At 61.1% G+C, this 26,392-nt stretch carries 20 protein-coding genes; 9 read left to right on the plus strand and 11 right to left on the minus strand.

Annotated features, from left to right (window positions below):
* Positions 1-74 precede the first annotated feature (74 nt).
* On the minus strand, positions 75-572 hold the full coding sequence (locus tag MMS95_RS19970) for a fimbrial protein (RefSeq protein WP_099982580.1): 498 nt from the start codon (positions 570-572) through the stop codon (positions 75-77).
* Positions 573-1,403: 831 nt separating this feature from the next.
* Complete coding sequence (gene speA, locus MMS95_RS19975) at positions 1,404-3,380, minus strand: biosynthetic arginine decarboxylase (protein WP_004937600.1); 1,977 nt, start codon at positions 3,378-3,380, stop codon at positions 1,404-1,406.
* Between the two features lie 897 nt (positions 3,381-4,277).
* Here speA and metK point away from each other — a divergent pair.
* Positions 4,278-5,432, plus strand: coding sequence for a methionine adenosyltransferase (gene metK / locus MMS95_RS19980; protein ID WP_004937596.1), 1,155 nt, complete (start codon positions 4,278-4,280; stop codon positions 5,430-5,432).
* A gap of 124 nt (positions 5,433-5,556) precedes the next feature.
* Here metK and MMS95_RS19985 read toward each other — a convergent pair whose 3' ends face one another.
* From MMS95_RS19985 to hrpB, 7 genes are all read right to left on the minus strand, one after another.
* On the minus strand, positions 5,557-5,709 hold the full coding sequence (locus tag MMS95_RS19985; RefSeq protein ID WP_004937610.1) for a Hok/Gef family protein: 153 nt from the start codon (positions 5,707-5,709) through the stop codon (positions 5,557-5,559).
* Positions 5,710-6,021: 312 nt separating this feature from the next.
* Positions 6,022-8,010 carry a Fe(3+)-hydroxamate ABC transporter permease FhuB gene (gene fhuB / locus MMS95_RS19990; RefSeq protein WP_242142143.1) on the minus strand — a complete coding sequence of 663 codons (1,989 nt, stop codon included), beginning with the start codon at positions 8,008-8,010 and terminating at the stop codon, positions 6,022-6,024.
* The gene (gene fhuD / locus MMS95_RS19995; RefSeq protein ID WP_103687484.1) at positions 8,007-8,915 is read right to left on the minus strand and encodes a Fe(3+)-hydroxamate ABC transporter substrate-binding protein FhuD; all 909 of its coding nucleotides are present in this window, start codon (positions 8,913-8,915) and stop codon (positions 8,007-8,009) included. The genes fhuB and fhuD overlap by 4 nt, the downstream gene beginning before the upstream one ends.
* Positions 8,915-9,712 (minus strand): Fe3+-hydroxamate ABC transporter ATP-binding protein FhuC, encoded by a 798-nt coding sequence (fhuC, locus tag MMS95_RS20000; protein ID WP_242142145.1) that lies wholly within the window; start codon positions 9,710-9,712, stop codon positions 8,915-8,917. Before fhuC ends, fhuD begins: the two co-directional genes overlap by 1 nt.
* A gap of 47 nt (positions 9,713-9,759) precedes the next feature.
* Positions 9,760-11,952 carry a ferrichrome porin FhuA gene (gene fhuA, locus MMS95_RS20005; RefSeq protein ID WP_103687486.1) on the minus strand — a complete coding sequence of 731 codons (2,193 nt, stop codon included), beginning with the start codon at positions 11,950-11,952 and terminating at the stop codon, positions 9,760-9,762.
* A 251-nt stretch (positions 11,953-12,203) separates the two neighbouring features.
* Positions 12,204-14,699 carry a bifunctional glycosyl transferase/transpeptidase gene (mrcB, locus tag MMS95_RS20010; protein ID WP_033632116.1) on the minus strand — a complete coding sequence of 832 codons (2,496 nt, stop codon included), beginning with the start codon at positions 14,697-14,699 and terminating at the stop codon, positions 12,204-12,206.
* A gap of 118 nt (positions 14,700-14,817) precedes the next feature.
* Positions 14,818-17,256: an ATP-dependent helicase HrpB gene (hrpB, locus tag MMS95_RS20015; protein ID WP_170310320.1), complete on the minus strand. Its 2,439-nt coding sequence runs from the start codon at positions 17,254-17,256 to the stop codon at positions 14,818-14,820.
* 190 nt (positions 17,257-17,446) lie between these two features.
* On the opposite strand from hrpB, the gene thpR reads away from it, so the two are divergent.
* The 6 genes from thpR to folK all read left to right on the plus strand — a co-directional run bounded on the left by thpR (position 17,447) and on the right by folK (position 22,548).
* A complete protein-coding gene (gene thpR, locus MMS95_RS20020; RefSeq protein WP_021504743.1) occupies positions 17,447-17,989 on the plus strand; it encodes an RNA 2',3'-cyclic phosphodiesterase in 543 nt (180 codons plus the stop codon).
* Entirely contained in the window at positions 17,986-18,693 is a 708-nt protein-coding gene (gene sfsA, locus MMS95_RS20025; protein WP_004937572.1) for a DNA/RNA nuclease SfsA, read from the plus strand. The genes thpR and sfsA overlap by 4 nt, the downstream gene beginning before the upstream one ends.
* Positions 18,694-18,876: 183 nt before the next feature.
* Positions 18,877-19,332 (plus strand): RNA polymerase-binding protein DksA, encoded by a 456-nt coding sequence (gene dksA, locus MMS95_RS20030; protein WP_004937569.1) that lies wholly within the window; start codon positions 18,877-18,879, stop codon positions 19,330-19,332.
* A 195-nt stretch (positions 19,333-19,527) separates the two neighbouring features.
* Positions 19,528-20,439 carry a tRNA glutamyl-Q(34) synthetase GluQRS gene (gluQRS, locus tag MMS95_RS20035; protein ID WP_015379024.1) on the plus strand — a complete coding sequence of 304 codons (912 nt, stop codon included), beginning with the start codon at positions 19,528-19,530 and terminating at the stop codon, positions 20,437-20,439.
* 292 nt (positions 20,440-20,731) lie between these two features.
* Positions 20,732-22,048 (plus strand): polynucleotide adenylyltransferase PcnB, encoded by a 1,317-nt coding sequence (gene pcnB, locus MMS95_RS20040; protein WP_049239909.1) that lies wholly within the window; start codon positions 20,732-20,734, stop codon positions 22,046-22,048.
* Positions 22,048-22,548: a 2-amino-4-hydroxy-6-hydroxymethyldihydropteridine diphosphokinase gene (folK, locus tag MMS95_RS20045; RefSeq protein ID WP_088381918.1), complete on the plus strand. Its 501-nt coding sequence runs from the start codon at positions 22,048-22,050 to the stop codon at positions 22,546-22,548. The genes pcnB and folK overlap by 1 nt, the downstream gene beginning before the upstream one ends.
* 5 nt (positions 22,549-22,553) lie before the next feature.
* On the opposite strand, the gene qseC is transcribed toward folK, so the two are convergent.
* Positions 22,554-23,912, minus strand: coding sequence for a quorum sensing histidine kinase QseC (qseC, locus tag MMS95_RS20050; RefSeq protein WP_242142147.1), 1,359 nt, complete (start codon positions 23,910-23,912; stop codon positions 22,554-22,556).
* Positions 23,909-24,571, minus strand: coding sequence for a quorum sensing response regulator transcription factor QseB (gene qseB / locus MMS95_RS20055; RefSeq protein WP_004937550.1), 663 nt, complete (start codon positions 24,569-24,571; stop codon positions 23,909-23,911). Before qseB ends, qseC begins: the two co-directional genes overlap by 4 nt.
* Before the next feature lie 166 nt (positions 24,572-24,737).
* On the opposite strand from qseB, the gene panB reads away from it, so the two are divergent.
* Positions 24,738-25,532 carry a 3-methyl-2-oxobutanoate hydroxymethyltransferase gene (panB, locus tag MMS95_RS20060; protein WP_004937548.1) on the plus strand — a complete coding sequence of 265 codons (795 nt, stop codon included), beginning with the start codon at positions 24,738-24,740 and terminating at the stop codon, positions 25,530-25,532.
* 23 nt (positions 25,533-25,555) lie between these two features.
* On the plus strand, positions 25,556-26,392 hold an 837-nt coding region (gene panC, locus MMS95_RS20065; protein WP_242142149.1), incomplete at its 3' end, for a pantoate--beta-alanine ligase.

Genomic DNA, 26,392 nt, shown 5'->3' on the forward strand with positions numbered 1-26,392 from the left:
TTCCGCCTAGCGCAAACATGTAAAATAACCGGCGAAAGCGTATTTCGCCGGTAGATTAACGCCCGGATAGAAAATTAGTTATACGAAACGCTGAATTGGATAGTGGCGTTGGCATCACCGGCGGTGACTTTATCTGTCGAACGATAAGCCACAGTGAACGGCAGCAAGTTATCACCTTCACTCAAGGCGATCTCCGCCGAGGCCGCGCCGGGGAGCAAGTGCTCGTTATCAGGCCCGTTAATACGCAGCGCCAAGCCTGCCGCACCGCCATCGTCTAATTTGAACAGCTTAGCGTCTTTATCATCCACTGCGCCATCCAGAGTCACTTTAGCCGCTTTCAGATTGGCCGGGCAGTCTTTCAGCTGCAAAGTAAATTCCTTATAATCAGACTCATCTCCTACGTTTTTAAACTTAGCCGCCGCCACATCGCCCATCTGTACATTCAGCGTCGGGTTAACCACACAGGCGTTATCGACAATCTTACCGGTGAAGTTAATCACACCATCAGCGGCAAATGCCGAGGAAGAGATCGCCGCACAGGCCAGTGCGGAAGCTACCAGATACTTTTTCATATAAGTCCCTTATATTATTTAAACTACTAAGTTATATGTCGATATACATACATTGACCGTGGCGTGAACACCACGTTTACTACGCATCGTTATTACCGATGCCAATATATGGTGCGCATGCACGAAAAATACGGGCACCATGCATTGCATCGGCTTTATAAAACCTAAGGAAGTTCATTAGTAATCAGAAACCCACCAAGGATAATAAGTCATTTAAAAACATTAATTCAACCACAAAGAGAAATGGGAAAAAAAACAGAACCATAATTCATAATTAATGATTTTGTTTTTTTAAAAAATCAGAATAGTGCCCTATTCACAGGAATATAAAATATACAAATAAAATATAACACCTTATAAAACAAAGAGATTACCACCACACTCATAAAGAAAAAACCATATAGATACTTGATTAAAAATTCAAACCCATCAAGAAAAAGAGGTAAAATGAAAGAGAAACTGATCAATTATCGCATTTATAATGAACAACAATAACTAATACTGGTTATGTTTTATAATTGAAAGATCTAATTAGTGAATGAGAATGTTAATTTCAGAGACTTCTTGTATTTAGTAGATGGATTTATAATATAGGATGCATTCAATAAAGAAGATGAAAGAAAACATACTTTTCGTAACGCGTTGAACTCACCACTGCAGAGTTGGACGTTGCATCAGGGCGGCAAAAGCCCGGTAATGTTAAGTACGCCCTGCGCCGCCGTTCGAACGGCAGCATGGCTGTCTGCAACCTGTACGCCATCGAAAACTTAGTCGTGCGACAGAAAAGAAAAGGCCGGGCGTCCTTAAGCCGCCCGGCCTTCCTTCACTTCATTACTCGTCTTCCAGATACGTGTAACCGTACAGGCCGGCTTCAAACTCTTCCAGGAACTGCGCCTGCAGCTCGCTGTCCAGATCGGTTTCTTTGACCTGATCGCGGAATTTGGACAGCAGCGCGCTCGGATCGAGCTGCACGTACTCCAGCATGTCCGCCACGGTGTCGCCCTCGTCGGACAATTCGGTCTCGACGCTGCCGTCCGGGAACACGTACACGTCAACCGAGGCGGTGTCGCCGAACAGGTTGTGCATGTTGCCGAGGATCTCCTGATACGCGCCGACCATGAAGAAGCCCAGCGCCGGCGGGTTCTCCGGATCGTACGGCGGCATCGGCATGGTGGTCGCCACGCCGTCGCCGTCGACGTAATGGTCGATGGTGCCGTCGGAGTCGCAGGTGATATCGAGCAGCACCGCGCGGCCTTCCGGCGGCTTGTCCAGCCCTTCCAGCGGCAGCACCGGGAACAGCTGGTCGATGCCCCAGGCATCCGGCATCGACTGGAACAGCGAGAAGTTGACGTAGAACTTGTCCGCCATGCGCTCTTGCAGCTCATCGATGATCGGGCGATGCGCGCGGTTGCTCGGATCGAGCTGCTGCTGGATCTTGTTGCAAATGTTCAGATACAGCTGCTCGGCCCAGGCGCGCTTGGTCAGGTCCAGCATGCCGTGCGCATATTGGGTATGCACGTCGTGCAGATCCATCTGGCTGTCGTGCAGCCATTCGCGCAGCGAGCGGCGGTTCTCCGGCTCGTTCATTTCCAGCCAGGTTTCCCACATGCTTTCCAGCGCGCGCGGCGCGTCGGCTTCCGGCGGCTGCGGTTCGCTGAATTCGTTGCGCTCTACGCCGATCACGTTGGAGACCAGCACCGTATGGTGCGCGGTCACGGCGCGGCCGGACTCGGTGATCACCGTCGGGTGCGGCAGGCCGTGTTCGTTACAGGCGTCGCCGATGCCCCAAATCACGTTGTTGGCGTATTCGTTCAGGCCGTAGTTGACCGAGCAATCGGACTGCGAGCGGGTGCCTTCGTAGTCGACGCCCAAACCGCCGCCCACATCGAAGCACTGAATGTTGACGCCCAGCTTGTGCAGCTCAACGTAGAAGCGCGCCGATTCGCGCACGCCGGTGGCGATATCGCGAATGTTGGCCAGCTGCGAGCCCAGGTGGAAGTGCAGCAGTTGCAGGCTGTCGAGACGGCCCGCTTCGCGCAGGGTCTCCACCAGCTTCAGCACCTGCACCGCCGCCAGACCGAATTTGGATTTTTCGCCGCCGCTCGACTGCCATTTGCCGGAGCCTTGCGACGCCAGACGCGCACGCACGCCCAGGCGCGGTATGACGTTCAAGCGTTCGGCTTCTTCCAGCACCAGGTTGATCTCGGACATCTTTTCGATCACCAGGTACACCTTGTGCCCCAGTTTTTCCCCGATCAGCGCCAGGCGAATGTATTCACGATCTTTATAACCGTTACAGACGATCACCGAGCGGGTCATGCCGGCATGCGCCAGCACCGCCATCAGCTCGGCCTTGGATCCGGCTTCCAGCCCCAGCGGTTCGCCGGAATTCACCAGCGATTCAATCACGCGGCGATGTTGGTTCACCTTGATCGGATACACCAGGAAATAGCCGCCCTGGTAACCGAAGGACTCGCGCGCGCGTTTGAACGCGGCGTTGATCGAACGCAGGCGATGCTGAAGGATCTGCGGGAAGCAGAACAGCGCCGGCAGACGTTGGCCGTCTTGCTGGCGCGTTTTCACCAGTTCTGCCAGATCGACGCGCGCCTGCGGGACATCCGGATCCGGGCACACGCTGATATGGCCCAGCTCGTTGACGTCATAGTAATTGTTGCCCCAGTAGGCGACGTTATAAGTACGCAGCATCTTGCTGGCATTACGATCATTCATGGCAACCTCCTGCATGGAGCGCAAAGATAAAGACTCGCCCGCAACCGGCGGACGGTGAATCAACAGATCATCAGACATGGTTCGCCTCACATTCCGTACTGACGAAACCGCCAGCCACTATCGCAGCTACAACCCGCGAGAACAACCCAACAAGCCGCGCCGGCGGCAGCGAAGAGAACTGCCGTTCGCGGTCAGCGATCGGTTTATCACTCATATAATTGTAAGACACCCTGTTCAAACCTCGTGAATCGGGCCAAGAAACATCCCACAGGAAGGCTGCAGGCTACCCTTGTTCAGTTCTTCAGACGACCGTTAGCCGGCCCGAGAATCCTGAGTAGCGGCCAAGTGTTTATCGCACCTGGTAAGTGACAGAGAGACAAGACGGGAAATAGCAGAAGAATGTGCGCCAGAACGGCACTGCTGTTGGGAACCAACAACCGGTAGACAACGGATCATTAATCCAACCACCTCCACGCGCGCCGTTCGGAGTGAACGACCCAGCCTCTAAAATAGTGTAAGAACGTGACCGTTCGATGAAGCGGCGAACGCCCGCGACGGATAATAGCGCAATGCCGGCGAATGCAAAGCGGAAGTTTAACGTACCTTCTCCCACGCCAGGCCGCCGTACTGTGCAGCAAATGAACCGCGCGCGCAGTTTATACCGGTAAGCAGGTGAAAAAGCAAAATGAAAATTCGCCGAAAACTGTTTCAAGCGATGAAAATGGCGCCAACCCGTTTGCGCAAAAGAGCGAAAGCGCAAAAAATTACTGGCAATCTGGCTAAACCCTGACCTAAAATAGACGTCCAGATGTTAATCCATCTATACTGGTTAACTGATAAACTGCTTAACGGCTTTGCCTGAGGGGCGTTGCAGGATGCATCTCGCGCCATCAGCGGAAGACCCTTCGCTTCGATGCCGGATCTCCAGCGCTGTGCAGTAATTTCTAACCCGTCTTATGCAAGGTAAAGAACACAATGGCTAAACACCTCTTCACGTCCGAATCCGTCTCCGAAGGACATCCAGATAAAATCGCCGATCAGATCTCCGATGCCGTCCTCGACGCCATCCTGGAACAAGATCCGAAGGCGCGCGTCGCCTGCGAAACCTACGTGAAAACCGGCATGGTCCTGGTCGGCGGTGAAATCACCACCAGCGCCTGGGTCGATATCGAAGAGATCACCCGCAAGACCGTGCGCGAGATCGGCTACGTTCATTCGGACATGGGCTTTGACGCCAACTCCTGCGCAGTATTGAGCGCTATCGGCAAGCAATCCCCGGATATCAATCAGGGCGTTGACCGTACCGATCCTCTCGAGCAGGGCGCCGGCGATCAGGGCTTGATGTTTGGCTACGCCACCAACGAAACCGACGTGCTGATGCCGGCTCCGGTGACCTACGCACACCGTCTGGTGCAGCGCCAGTCCGAAGTGCGTAAAAACGGCACCCTGCCGTGGCTGCGCCCGGACGCGAAGAGCCAGGTGACCTTCCAATACGACGACGGCAAAATCGTCGGCATCGACGCCGTCGTTCTGTCCACCCAGCATTCCGAAGACATCGCGCTGAAAGATCTGCAAGAAGCGGTGATGGAAGAGATCATCAAGCCGGTACTGCCGGCGGAATGGCTGACGGCGGGCACCAAATACCACATCAACCCGACCGGCCGTTTCGTTATCGGCGGCCCGATGGGCGACTGCGGCCTGACCGGACGTAAAATCATCGTCGACACCTACGGCGGCATGGCTCGCCACGGCGGCGGCGCCTTCTCCGGTAAGGATCCGTCCAAGGTTGACCGTTCCGCGGCTTACGCGGCGCGCTACGTGGCGAAAAACATCGTCGCCGCCGGCCTGGCCGATCGCTGCGAGATCCAGGTGTCTTACGCTATCGGCGTAGCGGAACCGACTTCCATCATGGTGGAAACCTTCGGTACCGAGAAAGTGCCAACCGAACAGCTGACGCTGCTGGTGCGCGAATTCTTCGATCTGCGCCCATACGGCCTGATCCAGATGATGGATCTGCTGCAGCCGATCTACCGCGAAACCGCCGCCTACGGCCACTTCGGCCGCGAGCACTTCCCGTGGGAAGCGACCGACAAAGCTGAGCTGCTGCGCGATGCCGCCGGCCTGAAATAAGCCCCGACATCAACATGAAAAACGGCGAGCCTTGGCTCGCCGTTTTTTTTGAGCGGATGGGTGCTCCCGGATCAACGCATCGACTGCCAGCAAGCGGAGGCACCGCCCCCGCCGCCGGGTTGCCTTACCGTTCGGATTCGTAAGCCAAAATGGCCGCAACCTCCGTAGTGCCCGATCGGATACGCAGCTCACACAGCGTGCTGCGCGTTATCCATGCCAGTGATATTACCGTGGCACAAATAACCACCAATTTTAACAGGCTCCGTTTGTTCGGCATCATGCCTTCTTCTCCTTGCCTCGCGGCGGGTAAGAGGCTAACTTAACGTTGTCACGCGTTAGAGTAGGCCTCGGGTTGATGGACATCGACTCGGGGCTTTTCTCTTTGTATCTTTCGCTCGGGCTCCAGAGACAAAGATCCAGAGCACCCGCCCGCAGTATATTCATCTCACCACCACACCCCGTGTTCCTTTTCGCACGCAATATCATTTTTGCGCAGCCGCTCGCAGCGCCTTACAACACCATGAAAAATAAAAAAAGGCTCAGCGACGCTGAGCCTTTGATGGCAGAAAAAGCATGGCCGAGATGCCGATTACGACGTCTGCTTGCGCAACAGATAAACGAAGTACGGCGCGCCGATAAAGGTCGCCAGTAACCCGGCGGGGATCTGATACGGAAACAGCAGCATCCGCCCGCACCAGTCGGCAAATACCATCAGCAAACCGCCCAACAGCGCGGCGATCACCATCTGCGACAGCGCGCGGCGGAAGCCCAACATGCGCGCCATGTGCGGCGCCATCAGTCCGACAAAGCTCAGCGGCCCCACGGTCAGGGTCGCCATGGCGGTCAGCGTGGCGGCTAACAACAGGATGGTCAATCGCGCAGGCGTCAGCGCAATCCCCACCGAACGGGCGGTGGCTCCGCCGAGCGGCAGGATGGTCAGCCAGCGGCGGCACAGCGGCGCCAATACCATCAGGCCGGCGGCCACCAGCGCGGTGCGCAGCGCCTGCGCCGGCTCCACTGAATAGGTCGAACCGGAGAGCCAGGTCAGCAAGCCCCCCATACGCGGATCGCCGCTGGCCAACAGCAGGAAGATAACGGTGGTAAAGGCGGTGCTGAGCGCGATACCGGCGAGCAGCATGCGTTCCGTCGAGAAACCGCCGCGGCCTGCGGCGATCATGATGATCAGCAGCGTCGCGGCCGCCCCCAGACTGCCGGCGGGCAGCAGCCAAACGAAGGCGTCGCCCGGCACCATAAACAGCATCATCACGACGCCAAAAGCGGCGCCGGAGCTGATGCCCAACACTTCCGGGCTGGCCATCGGGTTACCGGTCAGTTTCTGAATCAGCGTGCCAGCGACCGCCAGCATCATACCCGCGGCCAACGCCGACAGCACCCGCGGCCAACGCCACGGCAGCAAGGCGTCCAGCTCCGCCCCCAGGCTCCAGTGCCAGCCGCCGGCATTTTTACCCAGCATCAGCGCCAGCGTCAGGCCAATCAGCAACACGACGCCGGCCAGGCCAATCCAGCCCGCCAGATGCCCGCGCTCGGCAGGCACCTTGTCGCCCAGGTTCATCGGCGGCGGCGTGGCGGCGCTGCGCAAACGCGGCAGCAGCCACAGCAGCAGCGGCGCGCCGAACAGCGCGGTGGCCGCGCCGGTCGGGATCTCGCGCCACACCTGCGTGACCCCGAGCATCACCTGATCGGTCAGCCACAGCAACAGCGCCCCCAGAAACGGCGCCAGCATCATGCGGTGCGCCAGACGGCGCGCGCCCAGCATCTTCGCCATCAGCGGCGCAAACAGGCCGATAAAGCCGATAACGCCCACCGCGCTCACCAGCATGGCGCTGAAGATAATGGCCAACCCCAGGGCGCAGAAGCGCGCCATCGACAGCCCCAGCCCCAGGTTGCGCGCCACGCCGTCGTCCAGCCCCAGCAGCGTCAGCGGGCGCAGCAATAGCGCCGCCAGCGCACCGGCCACCAGCAAACGCGGCAGGAGGAACCGTACGGCGCTCCAGTCCTGTTGGTTCAACGCGCCGGTGCCCCACAGGAACATGCCCTGCAGTTGATCGTAATGAAACAGCGCCAGCAGGCTGTTGACCGCGCCGCAGTAAAGTCCCAGCACCAGCCCGGCCAGAATCAGCGTCACCGGCGACATCCGCTTGCCCCAGGCGACGCCAAACACCAGCCCGCCCACCACAATCGCCCCCACCATAGCGGCCAGCTGGCGGGTGAACTCGCCCCCCGGCAGCACCCACAGCGTGGCGATGGTCAGGCCGAGCTGCGCGCCGGCGGCCACGCCGAGCGTCGACGGTTCCGCCAAAGGATTGCGCAACACCTGCTGGAACAGCACGCCAACCAACCCCAGACCGGCGCCGGCCAACAGTGACACCGTCAACCGCGGCAGCAGGCTGTAATGGAACAGCATTTGCCGCACGTCGTCGATGTCCGGCGCGCTGAGCGCCCGCACCCATTGCGCCGGCGGCAGCTGCTGCACCAGGTTATATATCGTCAAACCGCCTGCCGCCGCCAGCAACAGCAGGATCAGCGTCAGCGGCAATTTCCGGATGCCCGCATTCATGACGCACTCTCCTGAGCTTGCGCCAACAGGCGGCAGAAACGCATCGTCGACAGCGTAGCGCCATAGAACCACACCGCCGGCACCTGCCGCAGCTGGTTTTGTCGCACGAAGGGCAACGACTGCCACAAAGGCGTCGCGCTGACCTTGTCCATCATCGCCTGATTGCCGTGATCGAGATAAATGACCCGGGCGTTACGCACCGTGGCCAACCGTTCAATCCCCACCACCGCCGTGCCCCAAAAATCGGTTGGCTCCTGCCAGGCGTTGCGGATGCCGAGTTGATCCATCGCTTCCTGGAACAGACTTTTCTGGCCGATGATCAGCGCATGGCGCGTGTCGATCAGGGAAAACAACAGCAGCGGTTGTCGGGTGTAGCTTTGCAGGCGCTGACGCGCGTCCTGCATAAAGCTGTCGAACTGCGCCAGGTGGTTTACCGCCCGGCTTTCTATGCCCAACCGCTGGCCCAGCGCCAGCAGCGACTGGCGAGCGACGGTCAGCGGTTTGCCGCTGCCGTCGTTGAAGCCGAAGCTCATGGTTGGCGCGATGGGTTGGATTTTGCGCGGCGTCGGGCCATAGCCTTGCGACAACAACACCAGCGAAGGCTGCAGTTGCTGCAGCAGTTCGAGGTTCGGTTCGGTGCGCTGACCGACGTCGACCACCGTCGTCGGCAGCTTTGGCTCCGCCACCCACAGGTTATAGTTATGGACATCGGCCACCGCCAGCGGCGTCACGCCCAATGCCAACAGCAGCTCGATCGGCAACCATTCCAGCGCCGCAACGCGCGCGATATCCGGCGGCGCATCCGCCGCTCTGCCGGGCAACGAACCCAACAGCGGCGACAGCGCGAGCGCCATCAATAAACGGCGGCGCAGCGGATCGTGAGAAGAAGTGAATGCAGAGGACATCAGTAGACAAAACTCACCGGCGCGCCGCCGCTCGGATGCGGCAACGTGCCCATAGGAATACCGTAAATTTGCTCCAGCACCGGCCCCTGCATCAGCTCCAGCGGGCCGCCCTGGGCGATCATTTCACCGCCACGCAGCGCCACCAAATGGTCGCAGTAGCGCGCCGCCATGTTGATGTCGTGCAGTACGGCGATCACCGTAAGATCGCGTTCGCGGCTCAGGCGCTGGATCAGCGCCAGCACCTCGACCTGGTGCGCGATATCCAGCGCCGAGGTCGGCTCGTCGAGCAGCAGGCAGCGGCTGTCCTGCGCCACCATCATCGCCAGCCAGGCGCGTTGGCGCTCGCCGCCGGACAGGCTGTCCACCAGCCGGTTGGCGAACGGCTTCAAGCCCACCAGCGCGATGGCCTCTTCCACCTGTTGACGATCGTTGGCGCCAAAACGCCCCAGCGCGCCATGCCACGGATAGCGGCCGACGGCCACCAGCTCGCGCACCGTCATGCCTTCCGCCGCCGGCAATTGCTGCGGCAGGTAGGCCACCTGGCGGGCGAAGGATTTGCTGTCCCACTGCGCCAACGGCTGCCGATTGAGCAGTACCTGGCCGCCGCTGGGCGCATGGTGCCGCCCGAACAGTTTCAACAGGGTGGATTTACCGGAACCGTTATGGCCGATCAGGCCGCAGACTTTGCCCTGGGGAAAACTGAGCGACAGCGGTTGCAGCAGCACCCGGCCGGGGACGGCGAAACTGGCGTTATCCAGCGCGAAGGTCGCGCCGGGATTAAGAAGTTTGTCCTGCATAGATCCTGCTTTGTCCGGGGCGACGCGGCGCCGCCCCGGCTATCCGGTTAGAAACGGAAGGTTGCGGTGGCGACCACCTGGCGTTCTGCGCCCCAATAGCAGGCGTAGTCGCGGTAGCAGCTCGACACGTAGGTCTTGTCGAACAGGTTGTTGATGTTGACGCCCACGGACGAACCCGGCAGGCCAAAGCGCGCCAGATCGTATTTAATGGTCGCGTCCACCAGCGTGTAGTCCGGCACCTTGAAGGTGGAGTTATCGCTGTTGAAGCTCGAGCTGGAGCCGACGTAACGCACGCCGGAACCCAGCGTCAGGCCGCTCACCGCCGTTTCGTGGAAGGTATAATCCGCCCACAGCGACGCCATATGTTTCGGCACCTCGACGGTCGGTTTGCCCTGATAGGTATTGTCCTTGGTGTACTTCGCATCGGTATAGGTATAGGAGGCGATCAGGTTGACGTTGGCATTCAACGCCGCCTTGGCTTCCAGCTCCACGCCGCGCGAACGGATCTCGCCGCTCTGCACGCTGAACTGCGCGTTATCCGGATCCGGCGTCAGGTTGTTGTTCTTGGTCAGCTGATACAGGGCGCCGGTCAACACGATTGGGCGATCCTTCGGCACGTATTTCACACCGGCTTCATACTGCTTGCCGATCGAGGGCTTAAAGGTCTGGCCGTTGATTGACGTATCGAGGGTCGGTTCAAACGACTCACTGTAGCTGAAATACGGCGTCACGCCGTTGTCGAACAGGTAATTCAATCCGCCGCGCCAGGTAAACTGCCCATCGGAGCGTTCGTTGGTATACCCGAGAACGCGGTTATTGGCCGACGTTTTCGCCCAGTCATAGCGCCCGCCCAGCGTCAACAGCCACTGGTTCCACTCCCCTTGCTCCTGCACATACAGGCCGGTTTGCTCCTGACGGTTCAAATACTTGTATGGGAAGTTGATATTGACCACATCATTGCCATACTGCGGCTGGGTCATGCTCAGGCCGTCTGCGGAACCATAGTCGGAATTGATATCGTTGCGCATACGCGAATAATCTACGCCAAACAACAGCGTATGGTCGATATCGCCAGTTTTCACCTTCGCCTGCGCCTGAGTATCAACCGCAAAATTGTTCAGGTGCTCTTTCGACTGAACGTAAGCGCGATTGATCGTCGTCGGTGATGACAAGCCAAATCCGTAGATGCTCTTCATATCGGTGTCCACCTGCATATAACGCAGGTTCTGGCGCACTGCCCAGGTATCGTTGAAGGCGTGTTCGAAACTGTACCCGATCATCCGCTGCTTGCGCGCCATATAGTTGCTGGCTTCGCCTTCGTTGAAATCGGTCGGCAGTTTGCTGCCGTCCGGCAACGGGATCAGCGTGCCCTGCTTCGGCAACCAGCCGTAATAACCGGTATAGGGATCGTTTTGAATGTTGGCCAGCAGCGTGAAGTTGGTTTTGTCATCCGGGCGCCAGCTAAAGGACGGCGCGATCGCATAGCGCTTCTCTTTGCTCATGGTCTGCTGCGTATCACTGTCTTTCGCCAGGCCGGTCAGGCGATAGGAATAGATGCCCTGATCGTCCAGCGCGTCGCTGAAATCGAAACCGGTCTGGAACAGGTTGTCGCTGCCCATCTTGAACTGGATTTCGCGCAGCGGCTCGGTGGTTGGCCGCTTGCTGACCATCGAGACCAAACCGCCCGGGTTGCTTTTACCGTACAGCACCGAGACCGGGCCGCGCAGCAGCTCGGCGCGCTCGAGGAAATAAGGATCGATGGACGCTTCGCTGTAGTTGTCGCCCAGCAACCGCAGGCCATCCAGATACTGGGTGGTGTTGGTGGCCGGGAAGCCGCGGATTGCCACCGCGTCATAGGTCGTGGAGCTGCCGCGGCTGGCGAATACGCCCGGCGCATAGGCCAGCGCGCCCTTCACCGTATCCGGTTGGCGCATGTCCATCTCTTCACGCGTCACCACGGAAACGGATTGCGGGTTCTTCTCGATCGGCGTATCGGTTTTGGTGCCGGTGGCGCTGCGTTTGGCGACATAGGTGCCGACCGGCCCCCAGGCGCTTTCCTGCTGGGCGGTATTGCTACCGCCCACAACGGTAATCGTGTCTTCCTTGGCGGCCGATTTGGCGTCGGCGGAAAAGGCCGGCATCGCCAGCGTGCCCAGCGCCGCGGCGACGGTGATCGCTAACGCGCTGACGGGGAGGCGGCCCTGCTTGGCCGCGAATGATGGAAGACGCTTGGTCGGCATAGTTGATTTCTCTGATGAATAATTAAATGACGAATGTAAACGATAATAATTATTATAAGCGTCGCATTTTATGCAGAAGCCAAATTAAACTGCAAGCCGAATTCATAGGGCAAATAGGTTAAGGATTAGACGCTTAGCCTTGCGGTTAGCAGGGAAATAAAACAAGCAGAAAAATAAAAAAGCCCGCAACCAAGGTTACGGGCTTAATAACAAAGAAAAAACTTTCACCGGGGCCGACGCCCCGGTAGCGATTACTGGCCGAACATATCCTTGATCCAGCCGGCGACGCCATCGCCATCTTTTTGCTCACCCGCCGCCGGTTGTTGCTGTTGCTGCTGCACCGCCGCCTGGCTGGCCTGGCACAATCCCTGCGGATTGTCGGTCCAGACCGGGATGGTGCGCCAACTGCCGCCGCCGCAGATAAAGTTGCCGGCAGAGTCGATGCTCATCTGGTTAATGCCCTCCGGCGGCTGCAACATCAGCGGCAGCGGCGTCTGGTTTTCCAGATAGCGGCGATAGAGGGTCAACGCGCCGTTGGCGCCGGTCAGCTTGGCCGGGCCGTTGTTATCGCGCCCGACCCAGGCGATCGCCACTTCCTTGCCGTCGATGCCTGCGAACCAGCTGTCGCGCAGATCGTTGGTGGTACCGGTTTTCGCCGCCAGGTTGTAGTTCGGGAACTTCACCGACAGCGAGCGGGAGGTTCCGCGCGCCACGCCCTGCTGCATCGCGTACAGCGTCAGGTAAGCGGCCTGCGCCGGCACCATGCGCTCCGCCTGCGGGAAGCTCTGGTACAGCACCGTGCCGTCTTCGGCGATCACCGAACGCACCGCCGACAGCGGCGCACGGTTACCGCCGCTGGCGATGGTCTGGTATTCCTGCGCCACTTCCATCGGCGTCAGGCCGATCGCCCCCAGCAGCATCGAAGGCACCGGGTTGATCTCCGCTTTCGGGATCCCGAGGCGTTGCAGCGTGGCGCTGATCTGATCCAGCCCGACCGACAGGCCGAGGTTCACCGTCGGCACGTTCAGCGAGTTGGCCAACGCATCCACCAGCATCACCTGACCGCGGAATTTGCGATCGTAGTTGTTCGGCTGCCAGACGGCGCCGTTCGGCTGTTTCAGCGACAGCGGCGCATCCGCCAGCCAGGTGTTGAGGCGGTATTTATCCGGTTCGGACAGCGCGGTCAGATACGTCGGCGGCTTGGCCAGCGAGCCGACCAAACGGCGCGCCTGCATGGCGCGGTTGAAACCGGCGAACTGCGGATTGGCGCCGCCGACCATGGCGCGCACTTCACCGCTGAAGCGATCGACGATCACCATCGCCGCCTCCAGATCCTGCAGGTGACGCGCGGCGCGCAGCGCCGGGATGCCGTCTTCGACCGCTTTTTCCGCCGCGTCTTGCGACACCGGATCCAGCGTGGTGAAGATCTTCACGCCGGACAGGTCATTGACCTTATCGCCCAGCTTGCTCTGCAGTTCCTGGCGCACCATCTGCATAAACGCCGGCTGTGGCGTAATGACGCCGCCTTTCGGCTGTACGCCCAGCGGACGCGCGCTCAGCATGTCATACAGCTCGCCGTCGATCACACCCTGGTTCTGCAGCAGTTTGAGCACCAGGTTGCGGCGTTCCAGCGCCAGTTTCGGGTTACGCCACGGGTTGTACAGCGACGCGCCCTTGACCATGCCGACCAGCAGCGCCTGCTGATCGAGGCTCAGCTCGTCCACCGGGCGGCCGAAGTAATACAGGCTGGCCAGCGGGAAGCCGCGGATCTGGTCGCCGCCGCTCTGGCCGAGATACACCTCGTTCAGATACAGCTCCAGAATGCGATCCTTGCTGTAACGGTAATCGACCAACAGCGCCATATAGGCTTCGTTGGCCTTACGCCACAGCGAACGTTCGTTGGTCAGGAACAGGTTCTTCACCAGCTGCTGCGTCAGAGTACTGCCGCCCTGCACCGCACGGCCGGCGGTCAGGTTGGCCAGCACCGCACGGCCGATGGAGTACGGGCTGATGCCGTCATGCTCATAGAAGTGGCGGTCTTCCGTGGCGATCAGCGTATCCACCAACAGATCCGGGAAACCGGAGCGCGGCACGAACAGGCGCTGTTCACCGTTCGGCGACTGCAGCATGGTGATAAGACGCGGATCGAGGCGGAAGAAGCCGAAGCTGCGGCCGCTGTCCAGGTTTTCGATCTTCGCCAGGCGGTTGTTCTGGAAATCGAGGCGGGCGCGGATCTGCCCTTCTTTACCATCCGGGAAGTCGAACGGGCGACGCAGCATCTCGATGCTGTTGGCCTGTACGGTAAACTCGCCCGGACGCGTCATGCGGCTGACCTGGCGATACTGCATCCCTTCCAGCAGGTTGACCATCTCCTTCTTGCTGTACGGCATGCCCGGTTCCAGGTTGACCATGCGGCCGTACACCGCCGCCGGCAATTGCCAGACTTTGCCGTCGATGCGGCTGCGGATCTGGGAATCCAAATAGACGCCGTAGATCGCCAACAGGACGGCGAGCACCAGGATCAGTTTGATAATCAGGCCGAGCCAGCGGCGTTTTTTACGCGGCGGAGTCGCTTTTACCTTACGCGGCATGCGTTCCTCCTCCTCTTCATACTCATCATCGTCATACTCGTCTTCTTCGTAATCGTCATAATCGTCGTCTCGGCGACGGCGCGGCGGCTTGCGCGACGCGGTGCTTTTTGGTTGTTTTCCTTTGCGCCCGATGGGCTCGCGGTCATCCCCAGCCATGGCTGTTGTTCTCCGAGCTTGCCGACACTGCCGGCCATGATTAGTCGCTTAATCTGTGCCGACGCCGCAGCGCTGACCAGAAGAAACATCTGAATTCCAAACCTTGAATGATCGCGGCCTACTGATATTTCTTCGTTCGGCGCGTCGGTACCGCCGTGGCCGGATCGTCCGGCCACACGTGTTTCGGGTAGCGGCCCTTCATCTCTTTTTGCACCTCGCGGTAGGCGCCTTGCCAGAAGGCCGCCAGATCGCCGGTGATTTGCAACGGCCGGTGCGCCGGTGAGAGTAACTCAAGCACCACCGGGATGCGACCCTCAGCCAACATCGGGCTGCGCTGCTCGCCGAACATCTCCTGCAAACGCACCGCCAGCGCCGGCGGTTTGCCGGCCTCATAACGGATCGGCAGGCGGCTGCCGGTCGGCACAGTGTAATGAGTGGGTAGCGCATTATCCAGCCGCTGCTTTTGCTGCCAGTCCAGCAGGCGGGACAACGCCTCGGCGAGGTTGACCTGCTTCAAGCCGCGCAGATCGCGCACGCCGTTCAGCGACGGCAGCAGCCACTGATCCAGCGCCGCCAGCAGCGGCTCTTCATCCATCGCCGGCCACTCCGCCTCCGGCAGCCAGGCTTGCGCGCACTGCAGGCGCACCCGCAATTGTTCGGCGGCGCCCTCCCAGTTGAGCACCGCCAGCCCCTGCGCGCGCACCCAATCGAGCAGCGCCTGCTGCAGCTCTTCGTCCGCCGGCTTGGCCAGCGGCTGAGCGCGCAGCGTCAGACGGCCGATCTGCTGGCGCTTCCAGGCGCGCAGCGTGCCCTTCTCTTCATCCCATTCCACCGCCGTGCGCTGCATGACCATCGCCGGCAGCTGCGCCGCCAGCGCTTCGATGTCCACCGGCAACGCCAACAGGATTCGCGCATCGGGGCTGTTGTGGCCCTGCAACAGGCTGGGGACGATCAGCCAGGGCGCGCGCGACAGCGCCTCATCCTGGTTCATCGCCGCCCCCATGCCGTTAGCCAGCAAGTAGCGGCCGTCCTGGCCACGGCGCTGGGCGATGCGATCGGCAAATGCCGACGCCAACAGGCGCGGCGCCAACTCGACGTCGACTTGCCCCGCACGTTGCGGCAGGCGTTTGGCCAACTGCGCCGCGCGCTGCCGCCAGTTCGCTTGCGGGCGGCTCAGCCAATAACCGATATCCATCTGCCCGCCGCGCGGCGGTTCTTCCAGCAATGCCGCCAACAACGCCGCCGTCGCCAGGCCGTCGGCGCTCAGCGTCGCGCCGGCGACCAGCATCGCCGCCAGCCGCGGCTCGCACCCCAACGCGGCCATCTGGCGCCCCGGCGCGGTGAGTTTGTCGCCGTCATCCGTAGCCCCCAACCGGCGCAACAACGCCCTGGCCGCCGCCAATGCCGCCGCCGGCGGCGCATCAAGCCAGGTCAGCTGCGCCGGATCGTGACAACCCCACTGCAACAGTTCGAGCCAGAAGCCGGTGAGATCGCTCTGTAAAATATCCGGTTCGGCATGTTCCGCCGCGCGTTCCGCCTGTTCTTTGACGAACAGATGCCAGCAAAGGCCCGGCTCCAGGCGCCCGGCGCGCCCGGCACGCTGCACCATCGAGGCCTGACTGATGCGCTGCGTCGCCAGCCGTGTCAAACCGTTGCGCACGTCGTAACGCGCCACGCGCTCCAGGCCGCTGTCCACCACCAGCCGAATGCCCTCGATCGTCAGGCTGGTTTCAGCGATGTTGGTCGCCAGCACCACCTTGCGGCGGCCAGGCGCCGCCGGTTGAATCGCTTTTTGCTGTTGCGCCAGAGGCAAGGCACCATACAGCGGGCAAAGATCGGTATCGCTCGCCACCTCGCCGGTCAATCGCTCCAGCACCCGATTGATCTCCGCCACGCCCGGCAGGAACAGCAGCAAAGATCCCGGCTGTTCGGCCAGCAACCGCTTCACCGCCGCCGCTACGCCGTCCTCCAGCCGCTGATGGCTGGCCAACGGCTGATACAGGCGTTCAACCGGGAAACTGCGCCCCTCGGACACCACTACCGGCGCTTCCGGCAGCAACTGCGACAGGCGAGCGTTATCCAAAGTGGCCGACATGATCAGCAGTTTCAGATCGTCGCGCAGCCCTTGCTGCACGTCGAGCAGCAACGCCAGCGCCAAATCGGCCTGCAGGCTGCGTTCATGGAACTCATCGAGGATCACCAACGACACGCCCTGCAGCTCGGCATCCTGCTGCAGCATGCGGGTGAGAATGCCTTCCGTCACCACTTCCAGCCGAGTCTGCGGCCCGCTTTTGCTTTCGGCGCGCATGCGGTAGCCCACGGTCTGACCAGGCTCCTCCCCCAGTTGCTGCGCCAGGCGATAGGCGACGTTTTTCGCCGCCAGCCGCCGCGGCTCCAGCATGATAATGCGCCCCGGCAACCCGGCCTTAGCCAGGATCTGCAGCGGCAACCAGGTGGATTTACCGGCGCCGGTCGGGGCGTGCAACAGCACCTGCGGGGCAGACTGCAGCGCAGCCAGCAACTCATCGAGCACCGCGCTGACGGGCAATGAAGACACTGAATTCTCCGTAGTGGTTAGCGTTAAACGGCGTACAGTGTAGCATTAGCTTTGTCCCCGTAGCCTTTCAAACTGCGGCGTCGTTAGCTATAGTACGGAGCTCATTCGTGCGCCGCGCCGCTCGCGGGGCCGCTGCCAGTAACGTTTACCGCTGTTCCCGACCGTTTTGTCATGCATTTGCCGAGTCCTTATGTCCAATTCGCGCCGCCTGTTTTTCGCCCTGTCCTTGCCTGACGCCCTGCAACAGCAGGTGATCCGCTGGCGCGCCGAGGCGTTTGCGCCGGAGGCCGGCCGGCCGGTGGCGGCGGCCAATTTGCACCTGACGCTGGCGTTTCTCGGCGAGGTCAGCGCGCAGAAAGAACTGGCGCTGCGCAAACTGGCCGGCCGTATCGTGCAACCCGGCTTCAGCATGCGGCTCGACGATCTCGGCCATTGGCCGCGCCCCGGCGTGGTCTGGCTCGGCACCCGCCGCGCGCCGCGCGGGCTGCTGCAGCTGGCCGAGCTGCTGCGTTCGCAGGCCGCACGCAGCGGCTGCCATCAAAGCGCGCTGCCGTTCCATCCGCACATCACGCTGCTGCGCGCCGCCACTCAGCCGGTGGCGATCCCGCCGGCGACGCCGGGCTGGGCGTTCAGCGCCGACGCCTTTTCCTTATATGAGTCGGTGTTCGAAAACGGCCGCACCCGCTATCAACACCTCGAACAGTGGCCGCTGGCCAAACAGGCATCCGCATGATTTTCTCTCCACCGCTGCGTTCCGCTACGCTGATCAAACGTTACAAACGCTTTCTGGCGGACGTGATCACCCCGGAAGGGGAAACCTTTACGCTGCACTGCGCCAATACCGGCGCCATGACCGGCTGCGCCACGCCCGGCGACACCGTTTGGTACTCCACCTCGGACAATCCCAAGCGCAAATACGCCCACAGTTGGGAGTTGACCCATACCCAACAGGGGCACTGGATCTGCGTCAATACCCTGCGCGCCAACGCGCTGGTGCGCGAGGCGATTGAACATAATTTAATCAATGAATTATCCGGTTACAGTAAAATCAGCGGCGAGGTGAAATACGGCGGTGAAAACAGCCGTATCGATTTGTTATTACAGGCAGAAAATCGGGTTAACTGCTATATTGAAGTTAAGTCAGTCACATTACTGCAACAACAACGTGGTTACTTTCCTGATGCGGTAACGCTCAGAGGGCAAAAGCACCTGCGTGAGTTGCTCAGCGTGGTTGAAAGCGGGCAACGGGCGGTGTTGTTCTTTGCCGTGTTACACAGCGGTATTGAGCAGGTCGCACCGGCACATCATATAGATGAGCGCTATGCGGCGCTGTTGGCACAGGTCCGGCAGTTGGGAGTGGAAGTGGTTTGCTACGGGGCAAAGTTATCACCTGACGGTATTTATCTCTGCGATAAGCTGCCGTTTTTTATCGATTAGCGCAGTCGGGTCCCTATAAATAGACAACCGGCCAGCACGATCGCCAAATACGCCCTCCTTCACACGATTGTCAAGCGGGCGACAGGAATAATTGCCAACCTACCTTCCTTCTGTTATTTATAGCGGCCTGTTTTTCCCCCGCATTGGGGATTCGATAGTGCGTGTGTATGTAGGAGAAGCAACATGCAAGAAGGGCAAAACCGTAAAACCTCGTCCTTGAGCATTCTCGCCATCGCTGGGGTGGAGCCGTACCAAGAGAAGCCGGGCGAAGAGTACATGAACGACGCCCAGTTGTCGCATTTCAAGCGCATTCTTGAAGCGTGGCGCAACCAGCTCAGGGACGAAGTGGACCGTACTGTATCGCATATGCAAGAAGAGGCAGCCAACTTCCCTGATCCGGCCGACCGTGCCACTCAGGAAGAAGAGTTCAGCCTTGAACTGCGTAACCGTGACCGTGAACGCAAACTGATCAAAAAGATCGAGAAAACGCTGAAGAAAGTGGAAGACGATGATTTCGGCTACTGCGAATCTTGTGGCGTGGAGATCGGTATTCGTCGCCTCGAAGCGCGTCCGACCGCCGATCTGTGCATCGACTGCAAGACGCTGGCTGAGATCCGCGAAAAGCAGATGGCCGGCTAATACCGCTACTCTACATGATTGGAGCTGCATCAAGGCGGCAAGAATGCGCATCCCGATGAGCTTACTCAAGTAAGTGATTCGGGTAAGCAGGCGCAGCTAACACAGATGCAGTTTCAAGCATAACGAGTATGTTATCGCTGCGGCGTGCGCACCCGCGTGCGCCGCACAGAGAAAAGGGAACCTCTCCCCTCTGATATGCAAGAAAGTCATTATGTGGGGCGCTTTGCCCCATCGCCTTCCGGGGATCTGCATTTCGGTTCGCTGATTGCCGCTCTGGGAAGCTACCTTCAGGCTCGCGCCCAACGCGGGCAGTGGCTGGTTCGCATCGAAGATATCGACCCGCCGCGCGAAGTCCCCGGCGCCGCCGCTCGCATCCTGTCCGCGCTGGAACATTATGGTCTCCACTGGGACGGCCAGGTCATCTATCAATCCCAACGTCACGACGCCTATCGTGCCGCGCTGGATCTGTTGCAGCGCCAGGGGCTCAGCTATTACTGCACCTGCACCCGCAGCCGCATCCAGCACATCGGCGGATTGTACGACGGCCACTGCCGCGATTTGCAGCTCGGCCCGCAGGGTGCCGCTATCCGCTTGCGTCAGACCGCCCCCGTTTACCGGTTCAACGATCTCCTGCAGGGAGAATTGCACGCCGATCCGGCGCTGGCGGGGGAAGACTTTATCATTCGCCGCCGCGATGGGCTGTTCGCCTACAACCTGGCGGTGGTGATCGACGACCATTTTCAGGGCGTGACCGAGATTGTCCGCGGCGCCGATCTGATCGAACCGACGGTGCGCCAAATTGCCCTCTACCGCCAGCTGCAGGCGCCGGTGCCCGCCTATGTGCATCTGCCGCTGGCTCTGGGCGCCAACGGCATCAAGCTGTCGAAGCAAAATCATGCGCCGGCGTTGCCCGCCGGCGATCCGCGCCCGGTGCTGATCGCCGCGCTGAAATTTCTGCGCCAACCGCTGCCGGAAAGCTGGCAAGATCTTGACCTGCCATTATTATTGAGCTGGGCGATCGAACACTGGCGGTTGGAAAACGTGCCGCGTCAGGAGGCTATCCCTCTGGATGAAAACACGCCGGCATTCTCAAAGGAGCCATGGTGAGCTATGATTAGCCGCTATTTTTTGTTAGCTCCATTTTTATCAGTCACTATCGAGGTGTACCATTTTTACCCGAGTAGCCAACTTCTGTCGTAAGGTACTGACCCGCGATGACAAGCTGCCCCGCGACGACGCGGCGGCCGGCGATAAAAACGTAGTCCGCGAAGAGCGTGCCGCGGCGCCAAGCCGCCCTGCGCCGCAGCCGCGCGCCGCCGATAACGGCAGCAACGCCCCTGCCCGCCGCTCAACGCCGCGCAAGCGTCCGCCTTTTCCTATCGCCGAGAGCAACGACTCGATGACCGTGATCCCGCGCGAACAGCACGCGATCTCCCGTAAGGACATCAGCGAGAATGCGCTGAAAGTGCTTTATCGCCTGAACAAGTCCGGCTACGAGGCTTATCTGGTCGGCGGCGGGGTGCGCGATCTGTTGCTCGGTAAAAAGCCGAAAGACTTCGACATCACCACCAACGCCACGCCGGAGCAAGTGCGCAAGCTGTTCCGCAACTGCCGCCTGGTCGGCCGCCGTTTCCGCCTGGCGCACGTGATGTTCGGGCCGGAGATCATCGAAGTGGCCACCTTCCGCGGTCACCACGAACAGAATCAGGAATCCGACAAGAATTCCTCCCAGCAGGCGCAAAACGGCATGCTGCTGCGCGACAATATCTTCGGTTCGATCGAGGAAGACGCCCAGCGCCGTGATTTCACCATCAACAGCCTGTACTACGGCGTGGCGGATTTCACCCTGCGCGATTACGTCGGCGGCCTGAACGATCTGAAGCAAGGCGTGATCCGCCTGATCGGCGATCCGGAAACCCGCTACCGCGAAGATCCGGTGCGTATGCTGCGCGCGGTGCGCTTCGCCGCCAAGCTGGACATGCGCATCAGCGAAGAGACCGCCGAGCCGATCCCGCGTCTGGCTTCGCTGCTGCATGAGATCCCGCCGGCGCGTCTGTTCGAAGAATCCCTCAAGCTGCTGCAGGCGGGTTACGGTTTCCAGACCTACCTGAAGCTGTGCGAATACCAGCTGTTCCAACCGCTGTTCCCGCTGATCGCCCGTAACTTCACGCCGAACCACGATACGCCGATGGAGCGCATTCTGGTGCAGGTGCTGAAGAACACCGATCACCGTCTGCAGAACGACATGCGCGTCAACCCGGCGTTCCTGTTCGCCGCCATGCTGTGGTACCCGCTGCTGGAGCATGCGCAGAAGCTGGCGCAGGAAAGCGGCCTGGCCTACTACGACGCCTTCGCGCTGGCGATGAACGACGTGCTCGACGAGCAGTGCCGCTCGCTGGCCATCCCGAAACGCATCACCACGCTGGTGCGCGATATCTGGCAGCTGCAGCTGCGCCTGTCCCGCCGCCAGGGCAAACGCGCGCACAAACTGATGGAGCATCCGAAATTCCGCGCCGCCTATGATTTGCTGGCGCTGCGTGCGGAAGTGGAAGACAATCAGGAAATGTTGCGTCTGGCCGAGTGGTGGGGCGAGTTCCAGGACGCCACGCCGGCGCGGCAGAAAGCCATGCTGAGCACCCTGGGTGACGATCCGGCGCCGCGCCGCGCGCGCCAACGCCGCCCTCGCCGCCGGGCACCGCGTAAAGAAGGGGCATAATGATCCGCGTTTATATCGCGCTGGGCAGCAACCTGGCGCAGCCGCTGCAACAGGTTAACGCCGCGCTGGAGGCGCTGGAGCATCTCCCGCGCACCCGGCGGGTCACCTGTTCTTCGTTTTACCGCACCAAGCCGCTGGGGCCGCAAAACCAGCCGGACTTTCTCAATGCGGTGGTGGCGCTGGATACCCTGTTGCCGCCCGAACAGCTGCTCGACCATACCCAGGCGATAGAACGCAATCAGGGGCGCGTGCGCAAGGATGAACGCTGGGGGCCGCGCACGCTCGATCTGGACATCATGCTGTACGGCGACCAGGTGATCCATACCGATCGCCTGACGGTGCCGCATTACGGCCTGAAAGAGCGCGAATTCATGCTCTACCCGCTGGCAGAAATCGCCCCCGATCTGATTTTCCCCGATGGCGAACCGCTCGCCAGCTGCCTCAAGCGCGTGCCGGAAAACGGCATGGCGCTGTGGCACTCGCCAAAACCGAAATCCTGACCCGCCTACAGCGCCAGCCGCGCGACAAATCCCCCCGCCGGGCGATTGGCGAAACTGATCTGTAAACCATGCAAGCCGGCAATACGCTGTACGATCGAGAGCCCCAGCCCGCTGCCGGTTTGTTCCTGCCCCGGCGGGCGATAGAAGCGCTCTCCGAGCCGCGCCAGATGCTCCGTGGTGACACCCGGACCGTCGTCCTCCACCGTCAGCGAACGTTCGCTCAACGTCACGGTGACGACGCCGCCCTGCGGGGTATAGCGCACCGCGTTGTCCAGCAGATTGCGCAACAGCAGCGACAGCAGCAAGGTTTCTCCCTGACGCGGCGGCGGCGTTCCCCGATGTTCATAGCGTAGCGTCACGCCCGCCGCATGCGCCTGCCGGTCCTGTTCCGCCAAGGTCATCGTCACCAGATTGTTCCAGTCGATCGGCGCCAGTTCGGCCAGATCCGACAGCGAATCCAGCCGCGACAGCGTGAGCAGCTGATCCACCAGCCGGGTGGCGCGATCGATGCCGAGCGTCAGATTGTCCAGCGCGTGCTCGCGCATCGGCGCATCGTCCCCCGCCAGCTGCACCACTTCGGTCTGCACCCGCAGCGCCGCCAGCGGGCTGCGCAACTCGTGCGCGGCATCGGAGGTGAAGCGTCGCTCCCGCACCAGCAAAGCGTTGATGCGGGCAAACAGCGCATTGAGCGCATCCACCAGCGGGCGCACCTCGGGCGGCACCTGGCGCGCGTCCAGCGGCGTCGCATCATCGGGCGCGCGCCGGCGCAAACCGGCCGCCACCGCGCGCAGCGGCCGCAGCTCGCGCCCGACCATCAGCGCGATCAGCAGCATCAGCACCGGCAGCGTCGCCAGCCAGGGCACCAGTTGGCCGGTCACCATGCCCAGCGCCATATCGCGCCGGTAATCCCACTCCTGGCCGACCACGATGCGGTAGCGCCCGTCCGGGCTGGTCAGCCACACCAGGCGCCAGCTGTCGTCATCGCCTTTGCGCTCGCCGTCGGTAAAACCCTCACGCTCCCCGTCAAACAGGAAGTCGGCACCGTTCTCGCCGTCGTTGAGCAGCATCTTGCCCTGGCGATCGAAGATGGCGAACGCCAGCGCGTCGTCGTCCTGTTCGCCGCGCTTGCCGTGATGCACCAGCTTCTTGGTTTTCGGCAGGCTGCGCGCGCTTTCATCGGCCAACAGATCGCCGAGGTTGGCGGTCGCCAGCCGTTTGGCGAACAGCATCTGCTGGGTGTCGAACACTTCGTTGATGGTGTTGCGCGACATCACCCAGGCCACCACGCTGGCGGTGCTCCAGGTCAGCAGCGCCAGCAGGCTGAAGATCAGGATCAGGCGCAGCCGCAGGCTGAGATGCTTCACGGCGCATCCCCCAGCGTGTAACCCACGCCGTGGATGGTACGGATGAAGCCGTTGCCCAGCTTGCGCCGCAGGTGGTGAATATGCACCTCCACCGCGTTACTGCTCACCTCGTCGTCCCAGTTGTACAGTTTCTCCTGAATCAACGGCCGCGCCAGCACCCGCCCTTTGTTGTGCAAAAACAGCTCCAGCACCGCCAATTCGCGCGGCGTCAGCGTCACCGGTTCGCCGTTGCAGCTCACGCTGCGGGTGGCGCTGTCGAACACTACGTTGCCGTGCGTCAGCTGCGGCATCAGTTGGCCGTGGCGACGCCGGATCAGCGCCTGCAGGCGCGCCGCCACTTCGGCCAGCGCGAACGGCTTGCACAGATAATCGTCGGCGCCGCTTTGCAGCCCGCTGACCCGCTGCTCCAGCGCATCGCGGGCGGTGAGGATCAGCACCGGCACGTCCTGCCCGGCCTGGCGCCACTGGCGCAGCAGATCCAGACCATCGAGGCCCGGCAGGCTGAGATCGAGGATCACCGCGTCGTACGGCGCGCTGTCCAGCGCATTTTTGCCGACGGCGCCGTCGGTGAACCAGTCCAGATTGAAGCCGAGTTTGGTCAGCCCGGCCTTGATGCCGTCCCCGATCAGTTTGTCATCTTCGATCAACAGAATTCGCATGAGTATCCCTTTTGAGTCTTGGCGCCATTGCACCACAAGGTTCTTAAGAACCGCTTAAGCATGGCGATCCGCGCTACCCACCCCGATCGGGTTACAGTAGAATGACTGCACTTTTTTGCAGCCTGGGCCTGCGTACGCCGCACGGCCCGTTTCAGGAGACGTTGTGATGAAACCCACCACCGTGACCCACTTGCGCCAGTGGAAACAGGAGCAACGCAAGTTTGCTACCCTTACCGCCTACGATGCCAGCTTTGCCAAACTGTTTGAAGAGCAAGGCATCAAAGTCCTGTTGGTGGGCGATTCGCTGGGCATGACGCTGCAGGGCCACGACTCCACGCTGCCGGTCACCGTCGCCGACGTGGCCTATCACACGCGCGCCGTGCGCCGCGGCGCGCCGGCCTGTCTGCTGCTGGCCGATCTGCCGTTCATGAGTTACGCCACCCCCGAACAAACCTTCGCCAACGCCGCCGAGCTGATGCGCGCCGGCGCCAACATGGTGAAACTGGAAGGCGGCAGCTGGTTGTGCGACACGGTGAAAATGCTCGCCGAGCGCGCGGTGCCGGTATGCGGCCACCTGGGCCTGACGCCGCAGTCGGTCAACGTGTTCGGCGGCTATAAGGTACAAGGGCGCGACGAACTGGCCGCCAAACAGCTGTTGCAGGACGCGCAGAATCTGGAGCTGGCCGGCATTCAGCTGCTGGTGCTGGAGTGCGTGCCGACCGAGTTGGCGCGCCAGATCACCGAAGCGCTGTCCATTCCGGTCATCGGCATCGGCGCCGGCAACGGCACCGACGGCCAGATCCTGGTGATGCACGACGCCTTCGGCATCACCGGCGGCCACACGCCGAAGTTCGCCAAGAACTTCCTGGCGCAGAGCGGCGATATCCGCACGGCGGTGCAGCACTACATTCAGGAAGTGGAGCAAGGCCTCTACCCGGCGGCTGAACACTCTTTTAACTAAGCGATGGTTCCAGGAGTCACCCAATGATTATTATCGAAACCCTGCCGATGCTGCGTCAGCAGATCCGCCGCTGGCGCCAGGAAGGCAAACGCATCGCGCTGGTGCCGACCATGGGCAACCTGCACGACGGCCACATGACGCTGGTCGATGAAGCGCGCGCCCGCGCCGACGTGGTGGTGGTGAGCATCTTCGTTAACCCGATGCAGTTCGATCGCCCGGACGATCTGGCGCGCTACCCGCGCACGCTGCAGGAAGACAGCGAAAAGCTGACCCGCCGCGGCGTCGATCTGGTGTTCGCGCCGGCCCCGGCCGCGGTTTATCCGCAGGGCCTGGAGCAGCAGACCTACGTCGACGTGCCGGGCATCTCCACCATCCTGGAAGGCGCCAGCCGGCCGGGCCACTTCCGCGGCGTTTCCACCATCGTCAGCAAGCTGTTCAACCTGGTGCAGCCTGATTTGGCCTGTTTCGGCGAGAAGGATTACCAACAGCTGGCGTTGATCCGCAAAATGGTGGCGGACATGGGTTACGACATCGATATCGTCGGCGTGCCGACCGTGCGCGCCAAAGACGGCCTGGCCCTCAGCTCGCGCAACGGCTACCTGACCGCCGAAGAGCGCAAGGTAGCGCCGCAGCTGAGCAAGATCATGAACGCGCTGGCGCAACAGCTGGCCAATGGCGAGCGCCAGATCGAAGCGCTGCTGGAGCAGACCGCCGAGCAGCTGCGCGCCGCCGGCTTTACGCCGGATGAGCTGTTTATTCGCGACGCCGACAGCCTGCAGCCGCTGACGGTGGACAGCCAGCGAGCGGTGGTGCTGATGGCAGCCTGGCTGGGCAAGGCGCGTCTTATCGACAACCAGCAG

The organism is Serratia sp. PGPR-27, assembly GCF_022678525.1.
GTDB lineage: Bacteria > Pseudomonadota > Gammaproteobacteria > Enterobacterales > Enterobacteriaceae > Serratia > Serratia nematodiphila.

What these genes read in the sequence shown, in the direction of transcription:
- MMS95_RS19970 (WP_099982580.1), bottom strand. Translation starts at nt 572, where the DNA reads ATGAAAAAGTATCTGGTAGCTTCCGCACTGGCCTGTGCGGCGATCTCT.
- speA (WP_004937600.1), bottom strand. Translation starts at nt 3,380, where the DNA reads ATGTCTGATGATCTGTTGATTCACCGTCCGCCGGTTGCGGGCGAGTCT.
- metK (WP_004937596.1), top strand. Translation starts at nt 4,278, where the DNA reads ATGGCTAAACACCTCTTCACGTCCGAATCCGTCTCCGAAGGACATCCA.
- MMS95_RS19985 (WP_004937610.1), bottom strand. Translation starts at nt 5,709, where the DNA reads ATGCCGAACAAACGGAGCCTGTTAAAATTGGTGGTTATTTGTGCCACG.
- fhuB (WP_242142143.1), bottom strand. Translation starts at nt 8,010, where the DNA reads ATGAATGCGGGCATCCGGAAATTGCCGCTGACGCTGATCCTGCTGTTG.
- fhuD (WP_103687484.1), bottom strand. Translation starts at nt 8,915, where the DNA reads ATGTCCTCTGCATTCACTTCTTCTCACGATCCGCTGCGCCGCCGTTTA.
- fhuC (WP_242142145.1), bottom strand. Translation starts at nt 9,712, where the DNA reads ATGCAGGACAAACTTCTTAATCCCGGCGCGACCTTCGCGCTGGATAAC.
- fhuA (WP_103687486.1), bottom strand. Translation starts at nt 11,952, where the DNA reads ATGCCGACCAAGCGTCTTCCATCATTCGCGGCCAAGCAGGGCCGCCTC.
- mrcB (WP_033632116.1), bottom strand. Translation starts at nt 14,699, where the DNA reads ATGGCTGGGGATGACCGCGAGCCCATCGGGCGCAAAGGAAAACAACCA.
- thpR (WP_021504743.1), top strand. Translation starts at nt 17,447, where the DNA reads ATGTCCAATTCGCGCCGCCTGTTTTTCGCCCTGTCCTTGCCTGACGCC.
- sfsA (WP_004937572.1), top strand. Translation starts at nt 17,986, where the DNA reads ATGATTTTCTCTCCACCGCTGCGTTCCGCTACGCTGATCAAACGTTAC.
- dksA (WP_004937569.1), top strand. Translation starts at nt 18,877, where the DNA reads ATGCAAGAAGGGCAAAACCGTAAAACCTCGTCCTTGAGCATTCTCGCC.
- gluQRS (WP_015379024.1), top strand. Translation starts at nt 19,528, where the DNA reads ATGCAAGAAAGTCATTATGTGGGGCGCTTTGCCCCATCGCCTTCCGGG.
- pcnB (WP_049239909.1), top strand. Translation starts at nt 20,732, where the DNA reads ATGACCGTGATCCCGCGCGAACAGCACGCGATCTCCCGTAAGGACATC.
- folK (WP_088381918.1), top strand. Translation starts at nt 22,048, where the DNA reads ATGATCCGCGTTTATATCGCGCTGGGCAGCAACCTGGCGCAGCCGCTG.
- qseB (WP_004937550.1), bottom strand. Translation starts at nt 24,571, where the DNA reads ATGCGAATTCTGTTGATCGAAGATGACAAACTGATCGGGGACGGCATC.
- panB (WP_004937548.1), top strand. Translation starts at nt 24,738, where the DNA reads ATGAAACCCACCACCGTGACCCACTTGCGCCAGTGGAAACAGGAGCAA.